Here is an 18,052-nt window from a genome sequence, read left to right as displayed (position 1 = left end):
TGAAAATGAAAAGACTATTGATCGGTACCGGTCTTGTGGTCGCGGTTGCAACCGCTGCTATGGCCACCCCAGACGAAGATATCACCGCACGCCAGGCCACCATGAAAGCCATCGGCGCCGCCGCCAAGGCAGGTGATTTTGCTGCAATGAATGCCGCCGCAATCGAGGCCAAGGCCGCATTTATGGTTGATACCACGGGCCAAGGCACTGTGAAAACCACAGCCCTTGATACCATTTGGACAGATGCGGATGCCTTTAACGCTATTATGGACAGCCTTGTGGAAAAATCAGCCGCGGCCGACAAAGCTGTTTTTGGCACCTGTAAGGCTTGCCACGCTGATTACCGCATGAAAAATTAAAGCATTTCGAATGTTTCTGTGGCGGGATTGTACTGTTGTATTGTCCCGTCATGAATATCCAAGATTGCGCCGTGGATTGCGAGTTCGCCAGCCTCTACGCGGCTTGCAACAAAGGGATAGCTCATCAAATTATCCAAAGATGTAATAATCCCTTCGCGTTCTAATGCGCTGACCTGATCTGCATCTGACCCGCCCTTGGCTATCACACGCTCATAGGCTGGGCGCAATATTTCGATCCAACGCCCGACAAAGCTGGTGTTGTCTTCTAGCTCTGGGGCCTTGCCAGAACACATGTCATGGCATCCCTTTACGCCGCCACATTTGGTATGCCCCATAATGATCACACTGCTGACCTTTAGCGCACATATGGCGTATTCCAATGCTGATGCGGTGCCGTGATGTTGGCCGCTGGTGTCATAGGGCGGCACAAGGTTTGCAATATTGCGATGCATGAAAAAATCCCCGATATCGGCCCCAAACATTGTGGTGGCCAATACACGGCTGTCACAACAAGAGATTACAATCGCTTGCGGTTCTTGACCCTCGGTGGCTAAACGCGCAAATTTTTCTTGGCTGTTTGCAAATTGGTTTTGACGCCAATCTTGATATTGTGTGATTAAATTTTGAGGCAGTGTTGATACAGGGGTCATGATTTTTTCTTCGCTTAGGTAGGCATAGTTTTGCTAAATTTTGTGGCATTTTTCAAGCCCTCCAAGCAGCAAAGATTACCGATTGTTCATTCTGCACTCCCTATAAGCACATATCTTTTAGCGAGGGTATAAAAATGAAAAATCACGTTGTGTCGCTTCGGCACACAGAAACGCCTGCGGTACAAACAGAAACCTTGGCCAGCCTAGAGGCCTCACTGGGTGCAGAACGGTGCAAGACCGTGATCGAACGGGCGGTCTTTGAAATGACTGACCGCCTATGGTTGTTGGAAAAACTATTGCGCGATGGACAAGTACAAGAGGTAGAGCGGATCGCCAACAGTTTGGTCACCATCTCGACCCAAATTGGCCTAAGCGAATTTGCATTGGTTGCAAATGATCTGGCCGAATGTGTCAGCCGCAAGGACGTGAACGCAATTCTTGCGGTCGGGGCACGATTGGTGCGGGTGGGCGAACGTTCGCTGTATCTGGCGGTGCAATTCCCAGAAAATGCAGGTTAGCATTTGCGCGTCTTGGGAAATCAGCTAGGCTTGGCGAAAAACGGAGCCAAACATGTCCCCCCAATTCGCCCCCCCTAGCGCCGCAGCCCTACCCCTGTATCTGATCGAGATATCAGAGCTAGATACAAAACTACAGGAGCTGGGCGAAGGAGTGGCATCATGGGCCAAGGCCAACGCGTTTAGCGGCTCATTAGGGCAAGTACTGATGGTGCCTGATGCACAGGGGCGCGTGATCTTGGCGCTAGCAGGTTGGGGTAGCCCACAGGCCCGCGCGCGCGGGCGCCTGCATATGGCCACGGTGGCACAGCGCTTGCCAGAGGGCATATATGAAATTGCTACCCCACTAGAGGGGGATGCGGCAGAAGAGGCGGCATTGGCCTGGGTGCTGGCCCAGTATTGTTTTGATCGCTACAAAACCAAATCGGGCGCATCGGCCTTGTTAAAACCACCCAGCGGGGTGGATCAGGGGCGTATATTGGCCATGGCAGAGGGTGATTTTCTAACCCGAGATTTGATCAACACCCCCACCAATGACATGGGCCCCGAACAGCTAGAGCAGGCGTTTCGTACACTGGGCGAAACCCATCAGGCCGAGGTTACTGTGATCGAGGGGGATGATCTGATAGAACAAAATTTCCCTATGATCCATGCGGTTGGCCGCGCATCGGATCAACAGCCGCGCCTGCTGGATATGCGTTGGGGTAACGCAGACGACCCACTGGTTACATTGGTGGGCAAGGGCGTGTGCTTTGATACCGGTGGGTTGAACATCAAACCCGGCGGATCAATGGGCCTGATGAAGAAAGATATGGGCGGATCGGCCCATGTAATGGGCACGGCACATATGATCATGGCGCTCGGCCTACCCGTACGTTTGCGCGTCTTGGTGCCTGCGGTGGAAAACTCTATTTCGGCAGGGGCATATCGCCCCCAAGATGTCCTGACCAGCCGCAAGGGGTTTACAGTAGAGATTAACAATACAGACGCCGAGGGCCGACTGGTGTTGGCGGATGCGCTGGCCTTGGCAGATGAAGAGCGCCCAGATTTGCTGATCTGCAATGCTACCCTTACGGGGGCGGCACGTGTGGCGATGGGCCCCGATATCGTGCCGTTTTTCACCGATGATGATGCCTTGGCAACACAGCTGTATCAAACGGGCCTATCCAAGGCAGATCCCATGTGGCGCCTGCCGTTTTGGGAACCCTATGAGGCGATGATTGAACCTGATGTGGCGGATCTGGATAATGCCCCCAAGGGTGGCTTTGGTGGCGCGATTACCGCTGCGCTGTTTCTGCGCCGCTTTGTGGAACATGCGGACAGCTTTGTTCATGTGGATATGTATGGCTGGTGTCCCAGCGCAAGGCCTGGGCGCACGTTGGGCGGCGCATGCCAATCTGCACGCACCATGTTTGCGGTGATCGAGGCGCGCTATGGCTGATCTACGCCGCGTAACCGCCAGCGTTTCTAACCTATGTGACCGACCGGATGGTGATTTGCAACGTCAACTGTTGTTTGGGGAATGTTTCGAGGTACAGGCCACAGAGGGCGATTGGGCCTTTGGTCAGCGCCCCAATGATGGGTATGCGGGGGTGTTGCCTCTGGCGGATTTGGCGGGCTGGGCCGATCCTACGGTGCGCGTACGCGATCTGGGTGCGCATGTTTATGGCGTACCGGACATCAAAACCGTACCGCAACAACATCTGCCCTATCAATCAGAGCTGACGGTTGTGGGCGAGCAGGGCGATTTCGTGGAGCTGGCCGCCGGTGGTTTTGTGCATCAGATGCAAATAGAGCCAGTAGCGGATCGCCAACATGATCCCGTGCGCATCGCAGAACGGTATCTGGGGGTTCCCTATCTATGGGGGGGGAATTCGCAATACGGCATCGATTGTTCGGGGTTGATCGCGGCAGCGATGCGCGGCTGTGGCCAGCCCTGTATGGGGGACAGCGGCGCACAGGCCGATACCCTAGGGACAGAGCTGATGGCCAATGCGGCCCTGATGCGGGGGGATTTGATTTTCTGGCGTGGGCATGTTGGCATCATGTATGACAGCACATTGCTGTTGCATGCCAATGGTCATCACATGCGGGTGGCATTCGAGCCGCTGGCAGATGCGGTGGCGCGGATTTCAGCAACCGGTGGTGGTGCCATTACCAGACGGCGGCGGGTTACTTTACGGCCTTGATCAACTTGCGCTCTAGCACGCGCAATACGGCCCGCAGATCTGATCCGCGTTTCAGTATCCTCCCATCCATGGCAACAATACTATACATTCCCTGGCGATCTTTCAGTTTGGGGCGTTTTTCTATTGTATAGATCGGGTGTTCTGCGGCGCGGCGGAAAATAGAGAATACCGCCACATCCTTTAGCGCCGAAATTCCATAATCTCGCCATTCGCCGGCGGCCACCATGCGCCCATATAGCGAAATAATCGGGCCCAGTTCGGTGCGATGAAAATGCACGGTGCTGGGGGGGGTGGGGTTGACACTGCCATTCATTGGAACATGTTTGTTCATAGGTCGAGTGTGCGACAGATCATGAAATGATGCAAGAGAGGAAGAGATGCGCGATTTCCATTTAAATGGCCGCTCGGCGGTTTATGGGTGCAATGGCATGGTCGCCGCATCTAATCCATTGGCATCCAAGGTCGCGGTGCAAATATTAGAGTCAGGCGGCAATGCGGTGGATGCCGCGATTGCGGCGGCGGTACTGCAAGGGGTATGCGAGCCACAGATGACAGGCATAGGCGGCGATTGTTTCATTCTATTTGCGCCCAAGGGGGGGGCGGATGTTGTGGCGCTGAATGGGTCTGGGCGTGCACCGGCCGCACTGTCTGCTGATAAAATCCGCGCGGATGGTCACCGAACTATGCCCACCAACGGCGTAGAGTCCGTAACAATCCCGGGGGCCATTGATGCCTTTTGTCGATTGTCCAAGGATCATGGGAAAATCGGGCTAAAGGCCAGCTTGGCCCCAGCAATCCATTATATGAAACAGGGGGTACCCGTCGGCCCGCGCACCAGTTTTGATTGGGACTTGGCCGCAGATCGCCTACAGGGGGTCGCGCGCGCGTTTTATCTACAGAACGGCCAAGCGCCTAAGGCAGGGCAGATGTTCGCCGCCCCGAAACAGGCCGAGGTTTTGGAATTGGTCGCCGAGCACGGACCGACGGGATTCTATCAGGGGGCGGTGGCAGAGGATATGGTGCAAAGCCTACGCGGATTGGGCGGGGTGCATACATTAGATGATTTCGCCTCTGTTGCCTGTGAGTACACAGACCCAATTCAGGGTGAGTTTGGGGGCTATGATTTGATTGAACATCCCCCCAATGGGCAGGGTGCAACGGCGATTTGCATGAGCAACATTCTGTCGCATTTTGATATTGCCTCGATGGATCCCTATGGCGTTCAACGCGCCCATATCGAGGCCGAGGCGGCCAAGCTGGCCTATGATGCGCGCAACCGCTTTATTGCGGATCAGTGTGATCATCTGGATCATATGCTGAGCGTTGATACCGCGGTTAAGATGGCTGGTCTGATTGATCCAAAACGCGCAATGCCCTGTGCCACGCGTATGAGCGAATCTGTACACAAGGACACGATCTGCCTGTCTGTAGTGGATCGGGATTTAAATGCGGTGTCGTTGATATATTCCGTGTTCCACTCGTTTGGCTCTGGGTTGGCATCAGAAAAATACGGGATAAACTTCCAGAACCGCGGTGCTGGATTTACCCTAACACCCAATCACCCAAACGAGGCTGGCGGCGGCAAGCGGCCAATGCACACCATCATACCTGCCCTGCTGGCGCAGGGGGACAAGGTGATCATGCCCTTTGGAGTGATGGGCGGGGCCTATCAACCCAATGGGCATGTACGGTTCATTTCAAATCTGGTGGATTTTGGTATGGATCTACAGCGGGCCATTGATGGGCCTCGGGCCTTTTGTGATGCGGGGGAGATGAAGGTAGAGCGCGGTTATAGCGCCCCCGTGCGCCAGGGTTTGGCCGATCTGGGGCATGAAGTGACCATACCTAAGGTGCCCATTGGGGGCGCACAGGCCGTATGGATAGATCACAAAAACGGTGTTTTGGTTGGGGCCAGTGACCCGCGCAAGGATGGCGCCGCGCTGGGGTATTAGGCGCCCACTAGTTCATTTGGGCGGATGTAGAATACTGCCCATTTCGCAGCGCGCCAAATAACTCCGCTACCTCTGGGTGATCAACCGGTTCGCCTGTTTCATCGCGCAACAGGTTCTGTTCGGATACATAGGCTACGTAATACGAGGATTCGTTTTCTGCCAACAGATGATAGAAGGGTTGTTCTTTGGCGGGGCGGTGATCCTCTGGGATACTTTCCCACCATTCTTCTGTATTGGAAAATTCTGGATCGATATCAAAAATCACCCCGCGAAAGGGATGTTTGCGGTGGCGAACCACCTGACCGATGGTGAATTTTGCAGATGCGCGTAGCATTAAAACCTCGAATGATAGACCCCCTCTGTTTAGGTGCAGAAGGATGGGGTGTCTAGCGCCCATGGAGCGGATTATCGAATTGACCACCCCCTAGCCATGTGTGAGGGTCGCGTTGTTCCCTAAATATTAAGGACGGATTGTGGATATCATTTTTACGGTATTGGAAATTGTAGCGCCGGTTTTTCTGTTGGCGTGTATCGGGTTTGGCTGGGTTAAGTATGGCTGGGCATACGAGATAGAGTTCGTAACCCGCATCGCAATGACGTTGTCTGTGCCTGCGCTTATTTTTGTGGCGCTGATGAAATCACAAGTGGCACCAGATGCCTTGTCGGCGCTGTTTCTTGCCAGCCTTGTCTGCTACGGGTTGCTGATTGTGGTTTTCTGGTTGGTTCTTTGGCTGGGGGGCATGGATCTTCGCACCAATTGGGCACCGCTAATTTTCGGCAATACTGGAAATCTGGGTCTGCCGTTGGCGCTATTTGCGTTCGGTGATGAGGGGCTTAGCTATGCTGTAATCGTTTTTGCGGTGATGGCGATTCTGTCGTTTTCTGTCGGGGTGTGGATGGTATCGGGTGGCGGCGGATTTACAAAAATGATCAAGGAACCGATCGTCTGGGGCACATTGTTGGGGGGATTGTTTCTGGTGCAAGGGTGGGAAACGCCCGATTGGGCCACAAATTCGCTAGAGCTGTTGGGCCAAATGGCAATCCCGTTGATGTTGATCACGCTGGGTGTATCCGTTGCGCGCCTACAGGTTGGGACACTGGGGCGCGGGGCCGTATTGGTGGCGCTGAAGACGGTATTATGCGTTGCGGTGGCTTGGGGCGTTGGGCGGTATTTCGCTCTTGATCCGGTGGCCTTTGCGGTGCTGGTGGTGCAGATATCTACCCCCGTTGCGGTAACCTCTTATTTATTGGCCCAGAAATATGGTGCGGATGCGGATCAGGTGGCGGGCATGGTTATTATTTCGACACTTCTATCGGTGATCACACTTCCGGCATTGCTGGTGGTCTTGATTTAGCAATCTATCTATATCATAATTAAAGAAAACCAGCAAAAGACTGGACTACAGGCAAATGAAAAAAATAACGCTTCTTCTCGTGGCCGTTGGCTTCGTCCTAACCTCTTGTGGTGGGGGGGGTGGTACGCGCGCGCCCAGCAATTTAGACAATGCATGTTCTATCAAGAACCAGCGCAAATCGTGGTTCAAGGATATGGAGCGCACCGAGCGTCGCTGGGGGGTGCCGGTATCTGTACAGATGGCAACCATCTACCAAGAAAGCAAATTCGACGGTAAGGCTCGCACGCCTTTTAAATGGAAGGCCAAGGTCATTCCAATGGGCCGTCAATCCTCGGCCTATGGGTTTTCACAGGCCCTGGATGGTACGTGGGATTGGTACCGCGATGAAACAGGCAAGCGTGGCGCAAAGCGCGACCGATTTTCGGATGCGGTTGATTTCATGGGGTGGTACATGGATCAAAGCAGCCAAAAATTGGGCATTTCGAAATCTAACGCATATGCGCAGTACCTAGCCTATCATGATGGGCACACCGGCTATCGCCGCGGCACCTATAAGAAGAAAAAATGGCTGGTGGCGGTTGCACGATCTGTCCAAGACCGTGCAATCCTATACGATGCCCAATTGCGCCGCTGTCGCTAGGCCAGTTAGGGCTTGGTGATGCGAAACAGCTTGTTAGAATGTTCGGTACTGGTGTTCAGGGCATCTAGCTTTACGGTGGTGCGATTGCGCGATTGATCGGTAACGATCCACTGGCGTAGTTGAATTGGATTATCGGTAAAAACCAGCTGAATTTGCCCCAGATTGGGTTCTTTGGGATCCCGTGCGATAATGGATGTAAAGCGCCCATCATAGGTCTGTTTTACCACCATGCCGCTGGTTTCTAAATTAACATTCTTTGCCAAAATCAGGTTTAGCGGCGAGCGGCGCAGCGGGTAAATCTTGGGTTTACCTTTGGATTTTCCATCATACACGGCAATACTACCCGCGCTGGCCAAAACCAGTGGCGCATTGGTGCCATTATATTCAAACCGCATGCGCCCTGGACGTTTGATGTAAACTGTACCGGTGGTTTGCGAACCATTTGAATTGATTTGTGTGAATGCTGTTTGGGCAGATTCCAGAGAATTGAAATAATCACTAAGCGCACTTAGGGGCAATTGCTCTGCGGATGCGGGGGTGGCGCAAAATGCGGCCAATCCCACAAGGGATGCTTTTATAAAGTCACGTTTGTTCATGATTAATACCTAAGTTGCCATATGCCCAAGGGGAAGTGCGGCGCCGATCACAGCACCGCGATGGGCCGATATCCGCTAGTTCTGTTCAGGTAGTAAAATCTCGCGTTTACCCACATGGTTGGCCGCGGATACCACACCGTTATCTTCCATTTCTTCTACCAATTTAGCGGCCTTGTTATAGCCGATGGACAGTTTGCGTTGAATGTAGGAGGTGGAGCATTTGCGGTCTTGTGCCACGATTGCTACCGCCTGATCGTACAGCGCATTTTCCTTGCTGGTATTGCCGCCTAGCCCAAGGACTGCGTCAATATTCGAGCTTTGCGCCTCGTCGGGGCCCTTGACCACGGTGCTAACATATTCTGGTGGGCCATAGGATTTCAGGTGGTTTACGACAACCTCGACCTCTTCGTCGGAAACGAATGGGGCGTGAATACGCGTAACCTTACCACCACCAGCCATGTAAAGCATATCGCCCATACCCAGCAATTGTTCGGCGCCCATTTCGCCCAAAATTGTGCGACTGTCGATTTTGGATGTTACCTGAAATGAGATACGCGTCGGGAAGTTTGCCTTGATGGTACCGGTGATCACATCCACCGAGGGCCGCTGGGTCGCCATGATTAGGTGGATACCAGAGGCCCGCGCCATCTGTGCAAGGCGCTGAATACAGGCCTCGATTTCCTTACCGGCTACCATCATAAGATCGGCCATCTCATCTACAACAATGACGATAAAGGGCATCTTCTCTGGTGCAAAGCTCTCGGTTTCGAAAACCGGCTCGCCAGTATCGTCATCAAATCCTGTTTGAACTGTACGTTCAAAATTCTCGCCGCGGGACAGGGCATCTTCTACACGGCTGTTATAGCCTGCGATGTTACGAACGCCCATTTTGGACATCTTGCGATAGCGCTCTTCCATTTCGCCAACCACCCACTTCAGGGCCACAACGGCCTTTTTGGGGTCGGTAACCACGGGCGATAGCAGATGCGGAATGCCGTCATAAACCGACAGCTCTAGCATCTTGGGGTCGATCATGATCATGCGGCATTCATCAGGGCGCAACTTATACAACAGTGACATGATCATGGTGTTGATTGCTACAGATTTACCGGATCCAGTGGTACCTGCGATCAACAGATGCGGCATCTTCGCCAGATCCGAAACCTCGGGTTTGCCGCTGATATCTTTACCCAATGCAAGGGGCAGGCTGTGCTTACCATCGCCATAGTCGCGCGCGGACAGGATCTCGCGCAATAGCACCGTTTCGCGATTGTCGTTGGGCAATTCGATCCCGATAACCGTGCGCCCGGGCACGGTGGATACCCGCGCGGCCAGCGCCGACATAGAGCGCGCGATATCATCCGCTAGCCCAACTACGCGGCTAGCCTTTAGCCCCGGTGCTGGTTCCAGCTCGTACATTGTAACAACGGGGCCGGGGCGTACGGAAATGATCTCGCCCTTTACGCCGTAATCATCCAGAACGTTTTCCAACATGCGGGCGTTTTCTTCTAAGGCTTCATCGCTTAGCTGATGGCGCACCACGCTAGAGGGGCTGGCCAGCAGATTTAGCGCGGGCGTTTCATAATCCCCTGCCGCCTCTGTAAACAATGTGGGCTGGGCCTCGGATTTTGCCTGTGAGCTTTGAGGGATGGGTTTTTGCGGGGCATGTTCCACCACAGATTTGGGGGGGGTCAGCTTTTTAAATGTGGGCTCTTTGCGCGGCGGAATGGCATCCAGCGCCAGCTCTGGCACAGATTCGATCGGTGCAGAGACATCGGCGAATATGTTTTCTGAATCGCCAAGATCATCCTCGAAAATATTTTCTGGGGCGGTGTGAATCTGAGGGTTGGCAGGGATAACGGGTTCTTGAACTGGGGAAATCACATCCTCGTCGTCGATCACCTCCATTGGGGCGGTGGCGCTGGCAAAGGCATCTTTGTTGCGGATTGCTTCGCGGATACGCTTGGTTACGCGTTCTTTTTGCCCGCTGACGTTCAGCTCGTTATAAATGATGCGTCGCGAATCCGTGGGCGGAGTTTCGGCCATTGCATCGGGTTCTGTTGGGCGATCTTTGGACTTGTTGGCAAAGACAGGCAGGGTAGGAAACAGTGTTTTGCGGCCCACATGCTTGGGGGCCTTAGGCTCGCTGGGCATGTGGTGATCGACGCTGATGTCGGGCATATCATCTTGGTGGTTTTCGCGGCGCTCTTTGGCCCTTTGGCGTGCGTTGGCGGCGGTAGCTAGGGCGCTTGATGTACCAGCCTTAGCGCCCTTGTATCCCATACGGGTCAGCGCCGCAAAACCCGCGCCCAGCAAATTGGCCCAAATGATCAGCGTGTAGGTACCGCGCTGCAATATGTGTTTTGTTTCTGCCCCGGTAAAGCCCAGCGAAAACAGCCCAAGGCAAAAGCTAGCCAGACCAAGCCCTAGCGAGAGAACCCTGATCCATAGGCCAGATTCTAGCGGCGCGAAATCCATAATCACCTTTAGGATGGCATCACCAGACAGGCCCCCCATGGAAAAATCATAGGGCCAATTAGCGCTGGGGATATTTGTGGCTAAGAAAACCGCGGCAAGGGTGATGGTAATTGGTAGAAAAACACCACGGCGAAACAGCCGGGCCTGGCCGATATGCAATAGCATACGCACACCCCAAACCAGAAAGGCAACGGGAAACAGCCATGCCGCTTTGCCGATGGTTAGCATCAGGTTTCCTGCGAATGCGGCCCCGATTAACCCCATCTTGTTTTGAACGCTGCCAGAGGTTGCGTTCAGAAAATTCGGGTCTTCTTTGTGATATGTCCATAGGGCGATAGCGGCCACTACCGCCAAAGCAATCAGGCCCAGTCCGACAAGTTCCGCAAATCGTTTGCGGATGGTTGCCTGCATCTGAGCCTCTAACAATGGGTCACGCGTGCGTGTATTATAAGCCATAGCTATACCTTAGTATAAACAATCACGGATTGTCAGCAGTCCTTGCTGAGTTTCGTCGAAAGGTGCCACCATTGCGACACGGATGTATTTTTCACCGGGGTTGCCGGCCTTAGTATCTCGGCTGAGGTAGGCGCCGGGCAGTACGCGAATACCGCTGTGTTTCCACAGGGACATTGCGGCCTGCTCACCATTCTCTACGGGCAGCCACAGGAAAAATCCGCCCTCGGGGGAGGAATACCCCTGTACGGCGCCAAATACTTCGTCAGCCATGCGGTATTTTTCTTGGTATAGGTTACGGTTTTCTATCACATGTGCCTCGTCATCCCAAACGGCGGCTGAAACCGCCTGTAGGGCTGTGGGAATTGGGGCCCCTGCATAGGCGCGCAGGCGGCGCATGGCCGCGATGGTTTTTGGCCCACCGGCAGCAAATCCACTACGTAGGCCAGGCAGGTTAGAGCGCTTGGACAGCGAATGAAAAATCACAACCCTTTCTGGATCTGCGCCCATATCTGCGGCCACGCGCAATGCGCTGGTCGGCGCTTGATCCCGATATATCTCAGAATAGCACTCATCGGCGAAAATCCGAATATCGTATTTTTCTGCGAGTTTAATCAAATCGGCCCAATAGTGCGGCGTGGCAATTGCCCCCTGTGGATTGGCGGGCGAGCATAGGAACAGAACGCTGGTTTGTTCTAGCGTCTCTGCTGGCAGGGCATGATAATCGGGCAGGAAATTATTCTCGGGGCGCGCGTCCACAAAAACAGGATCAGCCCCCGCAGCAACAGCCCCCACCGCATAGACCTGATAAAATGGGTTTGGCATCAGAATTTTCGGTTTGTGGCCGTTTTTCTGTTCTGGGCTTAGGGCGATAACAGCATTGAACAGCCCTTCTCGGGTGCCATTCAGGGCCAATATTTGGCTATCGGCATCTACATCCACCTGAAAACGGCGCTGCAACCAGCCTGCGATACTGTTCAGCAGATCGGCCGTGCCGTTATTGTTGGGATAGCTGTTAAAGCCCGCAAGGTTTTGCGTTAGAATCTCTGTGACGAAATCGGGGAACCTATGCTTGGGTTCTCCTAGTGACATGAACACAGGTGATCCACCGGCTGGGGTATCCCCCAACAGGCTACGCAAACGCGGAAACGCGTATTCTGGCAGGTTTGAAAACCGCTCTGGAAATTCCATATATGCCTCGTATCAGGGTCTAACGCCCATTTCAGGCCAGCATAGACTATAATGAGCGAAGCGCCAATTTAATAATTGGTTAACAATGGATCTATTGCCGCGCAGTGTTGCAGTAATTTAGCCTCTGCGTGGGGTTTACCCATGATGGATATTCCACAGGATGGCGCGCCAAGCGGCAGCGTAACAACCGGCAGGTTCAACAGGTTGCCAATCCGAGTATTGCGTAAGGCCAGAAGATTTGCCCGAATGTAATAGGCGTGGTCGTTTAGTAGACCTTCGGTTTTGGGGGGTAGGATCGGGCTAGAGGGCAAGACCACAACATCCTCTGGGCCTATCAAGCGATCCCATTTCTGGCGTATTGTGCGCAGAACATCCCATGCCGCGCGATAGTCGGCCTGTGCATGCGCCTTGCCCGACATAAAGCGCTCGAAAATCATCGGGTACATTTTGTGCCCCTCGGTTTCCAGTAATTCTGCCCATTGCGCATAGGCCTCAGTGGTGAACAAAACACCCGCCAGCGCCATGATCTCGTTTAGTTCTGGAAACGCGATCTCCTCGGTCTCAATACCTGATTCTGAAATCGCGCCACAGGCTTTATCAAACGCTGACTTGGGCGCCGTATCTACATCATCCAATGCGATAGTGTTTAGGATTAGCGCGCGTTTGGGGGGCTGTGGGTGCAGGGGTGTTATAGGTCTGCCCCTTAGAACATCGAACAGCGCGCTGGCATCTTCAACAGATCGGCACAGGGGGCCGACGGTATCAAACTTGGGGCACAAGGGTACCGATCCCTCCAAAGAGATTTCAGCGCTGGTTGTCTTTAGCCCCACCAAGTCATTCCACGTAGAGGGGATGCGCACCGACCCGCCGGTATCCGAGCCAATGCCCGCCGCGGCAATACCAAAGGCCACAGACCCCGCCGCACCAGAGGACGACCCCCCCGCCACCGCATCCAGATCATTCACACATGGTGTCGTTTGGGCCATAGGATTCAGACCCAGCCCAGAAAAGGCCAATTCAGACATATGCGTTTTACCAAGGCAGATCATGCCAGCATCGGTGGCATTGCGCAGGGGCACCGCATCGGTATCGGGAACACGACCAGCCAGCATACGACAGCCCGCTTCGGTCGGGATATCTGCAGAATCAAATAGATCCTTCCAAGAGATAGGCACACCATCCAGTAGCCCCCTGCGGGTGTTGCTTTGGGCGCGCTGTTTGGCGGCACTGGCCTCTTTTAGTGCGCGATCAGCGGTGACGATGCTGTAGATGCGGTCGCGCTGCGGGTGGTTTTGAATCGCGGACAGAAAGGTATTGGTCAATTCTAGTGGGCAAATGCTGTTGTTTTCTATACCCCGCCCCAGATCGCAGGCCGTTGCGGTTAGCCATGAATGAACCATAAAATATCCTCTTCTATGGATACAGTAGCGGCGCAATGTAGCGTGGACAATCCCCCTGTGCCTGTCATAATGCGCCCATGAAGTTTGATACAGATATCGTGATTGCTGGCGCTGGCCTAAATGGCTGTGCGATGGCGCTGGCCTTGGCATCTGTTGGGATCGCCTCGGTGATTGTGGATCCGCAATTGGCCAAGGATCAGCAAAGCCCCGCATTTGACGGGCGCGCCTATTCTTTGGCGCATGGTTCGGTACGGATGCTACAGGTGCTGGGGGTTTGGAATTCTATCGCCACCAAGGCGCAGCCGATTTTGGATATCAAGGTGACGGATGGCAAGGCAGGGCAGGGCGCTGGGCCACAGTTTTTGCATTTTGATCACCGAGAATTAGAAGAAGGTCCCATGGGGCAGATGATCGAGGATCGCTATTTGCGCCGCGCGATGCTGGATTTGATCACCAACACGCCCCTGATTCGATATATCGAGGGCACAAGCGTAACTGGCCACAGGCCCCAGAATGCGCATGTGGAGGTGACACTTTCAGATGACACCAAACTATTGGCGCGCCTTTTGGTTGGCTGTGATGGGCGCCGCTCGAATACCGCGCGGGATGCAGGGCTGGTGCGCAGGGGCTGGGACTATGATCAAAGCGCATTGGTCTGCGCGGTAGAGCATGAGTTGCCCCACAATGGTACCGCGCATCAGTTTTTCACACCCTCTGGGCCTTTGGCGATCCTACCTTTGGCGGGGCGGCGTAGCTCGATTGTGTGGTCCGAAACAGCACAGCGTGCGGCAGAGATTGCACAGATGAATGACACGGATTTTCTAACCGCGTTGCGGCCGGTGTTTGGGGATTTCCTAGGGGAAATTGCGCTGGCAGGCGCGCGCTTTAGCTATCCCCTTACGCTATCGTTGGTGGATGATTTTGTGGGTGCGCGGGTGGCCTTGGTCGGGGATGCAGCACATGGGATTCATCCGCTAGCGGGGCAGGGGTTGAACTTGGGTCTAAAGGATGTGGCGTCGCTGAGCGAGGTTCTGGCCATGGCATTGCGCCGTGGCGAGGATATTGGCCGCATGGATGTTTTGGCGCGCTATCAAACTTGGCGCCGCTTTGACACACAGATGATGGCGGCCGCAACGGATGGCATAAACCGGCTATTTTCCAATGATAATCTGTTTTTGCGCGGGCTGCGCGATATGGGGCTGGGGTCGGTCAATGCTATGCCAAATCTGCGGCGCGGCTTTATGCGCCATGCGGCGGGGCTGTCTGGTGATCTGCCCAAGCTGATGTTGGGGCAGGGAATTTAGTCGGTTAGCTTGCGGGCCTCGTCTGGTAACAGTACGGGGATGCCATTGCGAATAGGATAGGCCAGCTTGGCCGCCTTGCTGATCAATTCTTGCGCAGATGCATCATAGCTAAGGTTTGATTTTGTTAGGGGACAGACCAGTGCCTCTAGCATTTTCGAATCGGGATTTCCGGATGCGTTGCTCATTGTATTGGGCCTGTTGCTGCGTCCCGCAGGGCAAATTCCATTAGTGCGGTTAGGGTTTGGCGTCGCGTGGCCACTGTTTCTGCCTCTAGCAGGGCTTGTTTTTCTGTGGCATCAAAGGGGCACATCATGGACAAAGAATTCACCAGCATCTCTTCGTCGGCATTAATTAGATTATCCCAATCTGTTGAGAGCTGTTGAATTTCGAAATAACGTTTCAGTAGGGCGATAAATTCGGGCCTGTCGAATGCATAACTCTGGGTCGCCGGACGCAGATCATGGCTGTAGTTTCCCCAATCCAGCGTACCTGAATGATAGGGGGCGAAACCTGTGGCGCTGGCCGCTAGAGAAAACCGGCAAACGCCTGCCAGCGTAATCAGGTAGCGGCGATCGTCGGTTTCTGCAAATTTAACGATCCGCCCCGCACAGCCGACCCCGCCAATTCCGGGGAGATCAGAGTTGGGCGCAGGTTGGGCCATACCGATCAGGCGGTCGGGGGTTTTTAACACATCCTCTACCATGCTCAGGTAGCGCGGCTCGAAGATATTCAGCGGCAGGCGCGATCTGGGCAATAGGATCACCCCGCTAAGCGGGAAGATCGGGATGGTCTTTGGCAGAGACGAAATACTGTGCATGGAAACAGGATAGGTATTTTTCGGCGTTAGGCAAATACCATAGATGCCAATTGGCGCCGCCCCGTTAGGGTGATGGGGTGTTCTGGGCCGAAACTGTCGAACATTTTAAACAGCTGTTGGCGTGCCGCGTCTTCATTCCAGTCGCGATCCCTGCGGAAAATTTCCAGCAATGCATCCACCGCCGCTTGGGCCTCATCAGCAGCGATCAAGGCAATGGCCAGATCAAAGCGGGCTTGGTGATCGTCGGGGTCTGCCGCCAGCTTGGCCTGTAACTCGCCCAGCTCTCCTAGGTCTTCGGCCTGCTGTGCCAATTCCAGACGCGCGCGAAGGCCCGCCACCTCTGGGGTTTCGGCTAGATCAGCGGGGGCATTATCCAGCATTTCCTTGGCGGCATCGGTTTCCCCAGCGCCCATCTGCGCATTAAATAGGCCAACAAAGGCGGCGCCGCTGTTTGGGTCTTCGCCTAGAATGGCTGCAAAGGTTTCCGCCGCATCGCTGTATTCGCCGGCCTCTAGCATTTCGTTGGCGGCCTCTACTGCCTCGGATAGATCACCTGTATCGCCCTTTAGGGCGGCGACCTTGGCTACGAATTCCTTGATTTCTGAAGGGGGTTTGGCGCCCATAAACCCATCAACCGGTTGCCCATCAACAAAGGCGAAAACCGCAGGAATTGATTGGATTTGCATCTGGCCCGCCAGCATTTGGTTTTGATCGATATCAACCTTGGCCATGGTAACAGAGCCGCCCGCGGATATGACCTCGGCCTCAAGTGCAGGGCCTAAGGTTTTGCAAGGGCCACACCACGGTGCCCAGAAATCCACAATAACCGGTGCGGTTTTCGAGGCCTCGACTACATCTTCCATAAACGTTGCTTCGGTTACGTCTTTGATTACATCGCCGTGCGCAGGTGTTTGTCCAAGTTCGATCATTGCTGTGCCTTTCAACTGTTGCGGTTGACTTAGCCCCTTGGGGCAGGTGCTTCAAGTTTTATCCGATCACAACTGTTGGATCGCGTTGGTCAGAATGCGAATATCCGTTCGATACTGCTGTTGGGGGCGCTTTCATAGGCGCGAATGTCGTCGGCCAATTGGCTAAGATAGGCGGGATAAATGGCACGATGGTTATCAAATCCTTGGCGTGGGAAGGTGGCCAATGCCTCTGGGGTTGGGGTATGAGAAAGCGTAGAGACCAGAATGCGGTCTTGACCAGCGATTTCGATAATCTCGCCATTTTGCAATGCGATCAATTGTATTATTTCAGACAATACTTCCCCACCGCTGGTTTCTATTTGGATACCCTCGGGGCGCGATTGGACGATGCGCAATTTGGGTATCCGTAACAGGGCGTCTTCGCTGATGTTTGACACGATGCTGTGGATTTTAGTGGTGGTGTCGTGGTCGGAACTTATGGCCCGCAGTAGGCTGGCAAGGCTATGCTTGGCGCTGAATTCGATCCCAAGGGCTATGCGTCTTTCGCTATCGCGGGGGGTACCTGTACGGCGCTGGGCCAGCATTTGATTATCGGTGGCAAAATCATAATTGTACCAATCGGCATCGGCAATCAGGGCGGCGAAATCACGCGCCATTTTCGCCGATTCCTTGTCAAGGGGGCTGTGCTGGGCACCCCTTGTGCCAGCGCTGATGCGGCCGATGGTTTCCTCATAGGCGGCCTTTAGGGCGATATCGGCGGTGTAACCGATGCCGCTAATGTATAGATCGCTGCGCACAGATAGGTCGGATCCACCGGAAATATCTGCCGCTTTAACCAGCTGACAAGAGGTTGCCCAATAGTTCTCTAGGGCGGATAGGAAGTTAAAGTGATGCGGATTATCGGTGGCGATGACTTTGGCATATTCTTCGTAGCTGTGGGCGATTTGTACGCGCGGATAGGCGAGATAGCTGTCGGCTAGTGCGCGCTGGTGTTCGCGGGGTAGGATTGGTTGATAGAGCGCACGCCCACTGTCGGTGCGACAGCCAATTTCAACAAAGGCGGCGGGCGACATCAAAACCAACAAGGCAACCAGAATCGCCAGCACCAGCGTTTTAATCAAATCCATTATACGCGTGAAAATCGCGCCAATCAGCCTAGAAATAATGCCCATGATATTCCCGTTCTTAATGGCCGAGGCAACATGGATCAGCGCGAAATGATGC

At 54.1% G+C, this 18,052-nt stretch carries 19 protein-coding genes; 8 read left to right on the top strand and 11 right to left on the bottom strand.

Features of this window, described 5'->3' with window-relative positions:
- Positions 1–5: 5 nt before the first annotated feature.
- On the top strand, positions 6–359 hold the full coding sequence (locus tag QQL62_RS08660; protein ID WP_284377854.1) for a hypothetical protein: 354 nt from the start codon (positions 6–8) through the stop codon (positions 357–359).
- Here QQL62_RS08660 and QQL62_RS08655 read toward each other — a convergent pair.
- A complete protein-coding gene (locus tag QQL62_RS08655; RefSeq protein WP_284377851.1) occupies positions 356–1,009 on the bottom strand; it encodes a carbonic anhydrase in 654 nt (217 codons plus the stop codon). The two genes, QQL62_RS08660 and QQL62_RS08655, sit on opposite strands and share 4 nt — an antisense overlap.
- Positions 1,010–1,143: 134 nt before the next feature.
- On the opposite strand from QQL62_RS08655, the gene QQL62_RS08650 reads away from it, so the two are divergent.
- Genes QQL62_RS08650 through QQL62_RS08640 form a run of 3 tightly spaced genes read left to right on the top strand, consistent with a single transcriptional unit; the run spans position 1,144 to position 3,713 of the window.
- Complete coding sequence (locus QQL62_RS08650; RefSeq protein WP_284377848.1) at positions 1,144–1,527, top strand: hypothetical protein; 384 nt, start codon at positions 1,144–1,146, stop codon at positions 1,525–1,527.
- A gap of 52 nt (positions 1,528–1,579) precedes the next feature.
- The gene (locus QQL62_RS08645; protein WP_284377846.1) at positions 1,580–2,965 is read left to right on the top strand and encodes a leucyl aminopeptidase family protein; all 1,386 of its coding nucleotides are present in this window, start codon (positions 1,580–1,582) and stop codon (positions 2,963–2,965) included.
- Positions 2,958–3,713 (top strand): C40 family peptidase, encoded by a 756-nt coding sequence (locus tag QQL62_RS08640; protein ID WP_284377844.1) that lies wholly within the window; start codon positions 2,958–2,960, stop codon positions 3,711–3,713. The genes QQL62_RS08645 and QQL62_RS08640 overlap by 8 nt, the downstream gene beginning before the upstream one ends.
- Here QQL62_RS08640 and QQL62_RS08635 read toward each other — a convergent pair.
- The gene (locus QQL62_RS08635) at positions 3,697–4,044 is read right to left on the bottom strand and encodes a DUF2794 domain-containing protein (RefSeq protein WP_431355753.1); all 348 of its coding nucleotides are present in this window, start codon (positions 4,042–4,044) and stop codon (positions 3,697–3,699) included. The two genes, QQL62_RS08640 and QQL62_RS08635, sit on opposite strands and share 17 nt — an antisense overlap.
- A gap of 46 nt (positions 4,045–4,090) precedes the next feature.
- Here QQL62_RS08635 and QQL62_RS08630 point away from each other — a divergent pair, with 46 nt between their 5' ends.
- Positions 4,091–5,665 (top strand): gamma-glutamyltransferase family protein, encoded by a 1,575-nt coding sequence (locus QQL62_RS08630; protein ID WP_284377840.1) that lies wholly within the window; start codon positions 4,091–4,093, stop codon positions 5,663–5,665.
- Between the two features lie 7 nt (positions 5,666–5,672).
- On the opposite strand, the gene hspQ is transcribed toward QQL62_RS08630, so the two are convergent.
- Complete coding sequence (gene hspQ, locus QQL62_RS08625; RefSeq protein ID WP_284377838.1) at positions 5,673–5,999, bottom strand: heat shock protein HspQ; 327 nt, start codon at positions 5,997–5,999, stop codon at positions 5,673–5,675.
- 139 nt (positions 6,000–6,138) lie between these two features.
- Here hspQ and QQL62_RS08620 point away from each other — a divergent pair, with 139 nt between their 5' ends.
- Together QQL62_RS08620 and QQL62_RS08615 are read left to right on the top strand one after the other, a co-directional pair.
- On the top strand, positions 6,139–7,020 hold the full coding sequence (locus tag QQL62_RS08620; protein ID WP_284377836.1) for an AEC family transporter: 882 nt from the start codon (positions 6,139–6,141) through the stop codon (positions 7,018–7,020).
- A gap of 55 nt (positions 7,021–7,075) precedes the next feature.
- The gene (locus QQL62_RS08615) at positions 7,076–7,660 is read left to right on the top strand and encodes a transglycosylase SLT domain-containing protein (RefSeq protein WP_284377834.1); all 585 of its coding nucleotides are present in this window, start codon (positions 7,076–7,078) and stop codon (positions 7,658–7,660) included.
- Between the two features lie 5 nt (positions 7,661–7,665).
- Here the strand turns inward: QQL62_RS08615 and QQL62_RS08610 are convergent, their stop codons facing one another.
- The 4 genes from QQL62_RS08610 to QQL62_RS08595 form a co-directional block, all read right to left on the bottom strand.
- The gene (locus QQL62_RS08610) at positions 7,666–8,256 is read right to left on the bottom strand and encodes a LolA family protein (protein ID WP_284377832.1); all 591 of its coding nucleotides are present in this window, start codon (positions 8,254–8,256) and stop codon (positions 7,666–7,668) included.
- Between the two features lie 75 nt (positions 8,257–8,331).
- On the bottom strand, positions 8,332–11,190 hold the full coding sequence (locus QQL62_RS08605) for a DNA translocase FtsK (protein ID WP_284377829.1): 2,859 nt from the start codon (positions 11,188–11,190) through the stop codon (positions 8,332–8,334).
- A 9-nt stretch (positions 11,191–11,199) separates the two neighbouring features.
- Positions 11,200–12,378, bottom strand: a complete 1,179-nt coding sequence (locus tag QQL62_RS08600; RefSeq protein WP_284377827.1) for an aminotransferase class I/II-fold pyridoxal phosphate-dependent enzyme — start codon at positions 12,376–12,378, stop codon at positions 11,200–11,202.
- A 68-nt stretch (positions 12,379–12,446) separates the two neighbouring features.
- Positions 12,447–13,778 (bottom strand): amidase, encoded by a 1,332-nt coding sequence (locus QQL62_RS08595; RefSeq protein ID WP_284377824.1) that lies wholly within the window; start codon positions 13,776–13,778, stop codon positions 12,447–12,449.
- Between the two features lie 77 nt (positions 13,779–13,855).
- On the opposite strand from QQL62_RS08595, the gene QQL62_RS08590 reads away from it, so the two are divergent.
- Positions 13,856–15,082 carry a UbiH/UbiF/VisC/COQ6 family ubiquinone biosynthesis hydroxylase gene (locus QQL62_RS08590; RefSeq protein WP_284377822.1) on the top strand — a complete coding sequence of 409 codons (1,227 nt, stop codon included), beginning with the start codon at positions 13,856–13,858 and terminating at the stop codon, positions 15,080–15,082.
- On the opposite strand, the gene QQL62_RS08585 is transcribed toward QQL62_RS08590, so the two are convergent.
- The 4 genes from QQL62_RS08585 to QQL62_RS08570 all read right to left on the bottom strand — a co-directional run bounded on the left by QQL62_RS08585 (position 15,079) and on the right by QQL62_RS08570 (position 18,000).
- On the bottom strand, positions 15,079–15,267 hold the full coding sequence (locus tag QQL62_RS08585) for a Trm112 family protein (protein ID WP_284377820.1): 189 nt from the start codon (positions 15,265–15,267) through the stop codon (positions 15,079–15,081). The genes QQL62_RS08590 and QQL62_RS08585 overlap by 4 nt on opposite strands.
- Positions 15,264–15,899: an LON peptidase substrate-binding domain-containing protein gene (locus QQL62_RS08580; protein ID WP_284377818.1), complete on the bottom strand. Its 636-nt coding sequence runs from the start codon at positions 15,897–15,899 to the stop codon at positions 15,264–15,266. Before QQL62_RS08580 ends, QQL62_RS08585 begins: the two co-directional genes overlap by 4 nt.
- A 26-nt stretch (positions 15,900–15,925) precedes the next feature.
- Positions 15,926–16,828 carry a thioredoxin family protein gene (locus tag QQL62_RS08575; RefSeq protein ID WP_284377816.1) on the bottom strand — a complete coding sequence of 301 codons (903 nt, stop codon included), beginning with the start codon at positions 16,826–16,828 and terminating at the stop codon, positions 15,926–15,928.
- 89 nt (positions 16,829–16,917) lie between these two features.
- Entirely contained in the window at positions 16,918–18,000 is a 1,083-nt protein-coding gene (locus tag QQL62_RS08570; RefSeq protein WP_284377814.1) for a hypothetical protein, read from the bottom strand.
- Between the last annotated feature and the right edge of the window lie 52 nt (positions 18,001–18,052).

This window comes from Amylibacter marinus (assembly GCF_030160015.1).
GTDB lineage: Bacteria > Pseudomonadota > Alphaproteobacteria > Rhodobacterales > Rhodobacteraceae > Amylibacter > Amylibacter marinus.
This window is presented reverse-complemented; position numbering and strand designations above follow the sequence as displayed.

Excerpts from the sequence above, each read along its gene's own strand:
- QQL62_RS08660 (WP_284377854.1), top strand. The coding sequence starts at position 6 with ATGAAAAGACTATTGATCGGTACCGGTCTTGTGGTCGCGGTTGCAACC.
- QQL62_RS08655 (WP_284377851.1), bottom strand. The coding sequence starts at position 1,009 with ATGACCCCTGTATCAACACTGCCTCAAAATTTAATCACACAATATCAA.
- QQL62_RS08650 (WP_284377848.1), top strand. The coding sequence starts at position 1,144 with ATGAAAAATCACGTTGTGTCGCTTCGGCACACAGAAACGCCTGCGGTA.
- QQL62_RS08645 (WP_284377846.1), top strand. The coding sequence starts at position 1,580 with ATGTCCCCCCAATTCGCCCCCCCTAGCGCCGCAGCCCTACCCCTGTAT.
- QQL62_RS08640 (WP_284377844.1), top strand. The coding sequence starts at position 2,958 with ATGGCTGATCTACGCCGCGTAACCGCCAGCGTTTCTAACCTATGTGAC.
- QQL62_RS08635 (WP_431355753.1), bottom strand. The coding sequence starts at position 4,044 with ATGAACAAACATGTTCCAATGAATGGCAGTGTCAACCCCACCCCCCCC.
- QQL62_RS08630 (WP_284377840.1), top strand. The coding sequence starts at position 4,091 with ATGCGCGATTTCCATTTAAATGGCCGCTCGGCGGTTTATGGGTGCAAT.
- hspQ (WP_284377838.1), bottom strand. The coding sequence starts at position 5,999 with ATGCTACGCGCATCTGCAAAATTCACCATCGGTCAGGTGGTTCGCCAC.
- QQL62_RS08615 (WP_284377834.1), top strand. The coding sequence starts at position 7,076 with ATGAAAAAAATAACGCTTCTTCTCGTGGCCGTTGGCTTCGTCCTAACC.
- QQL62_RS08610 (WP_284377832.1), bottom strand. The coding sequence starts at position 8,256 with ATGAACAAACGTGACTTTATAAAAGCATCCCTTGTGGGATTGGCCGCA.
- QQL62_RS08605 (WP_284377829.1), bottom strand. The coding sequence starts at position 11,190 with ATGGCTTATAATACACGCACGCGTGACCCATTGTTAGAGGCTCAGATG.
- QQL62_RS08600 (WP_284377827.1), bottom strand. The coding sequence starts at position 12,378 with ATGGAATTTCCAGAGCGGTTTTCAAACCTGCCAGAATACGCGTTTCCG.
- QQL62_RS08595 (WP_284377824.1), bottom strand. The coding sequence starts at position 13,778 with ATGGTTCATTCATGGCTAACCGCAACGGCCTGCGATCTGGGGCGGGGT.
- QQL62_RS08590 (WP_284377822.1), top strand. The coding sequence starts at position 13,856 with ATGAAGTTTGATACAGATATCGTGATTGCTGGCGCTGGCCTAAATGGC.
- QQL62_RS08585 (WP_284377820.1), bottom strand. The coding sequence starts at position 15,267 with ATGAGCAACGCATCCGGAAATCCCGATTCGAAAATGCTAGAGGCACTG.
- QQL62_RS08580 (WP_284377818.1), bottom strand. The coding sequence starts at position 15,899 with ATGCACAGTATTTCGTCTCTGCCAAAGACCATCCCGATCTTCCCGCTT.
- QQL62_RS08575 (WP_284377816.1), bottom strand. The coding sequence starts at position 16,828 with ATGATCGAACTTGGACAAACACCTGCGCACGGCGATGTAATCAAAGAC.
- QQL62_RS08570 (WP_284377814.1), bottom strand. The coding sequence starts at position 18,000 with ATGGGCATTATTTCTAGGCTGATTGGCGCGATTTTCACGCGTATAATG.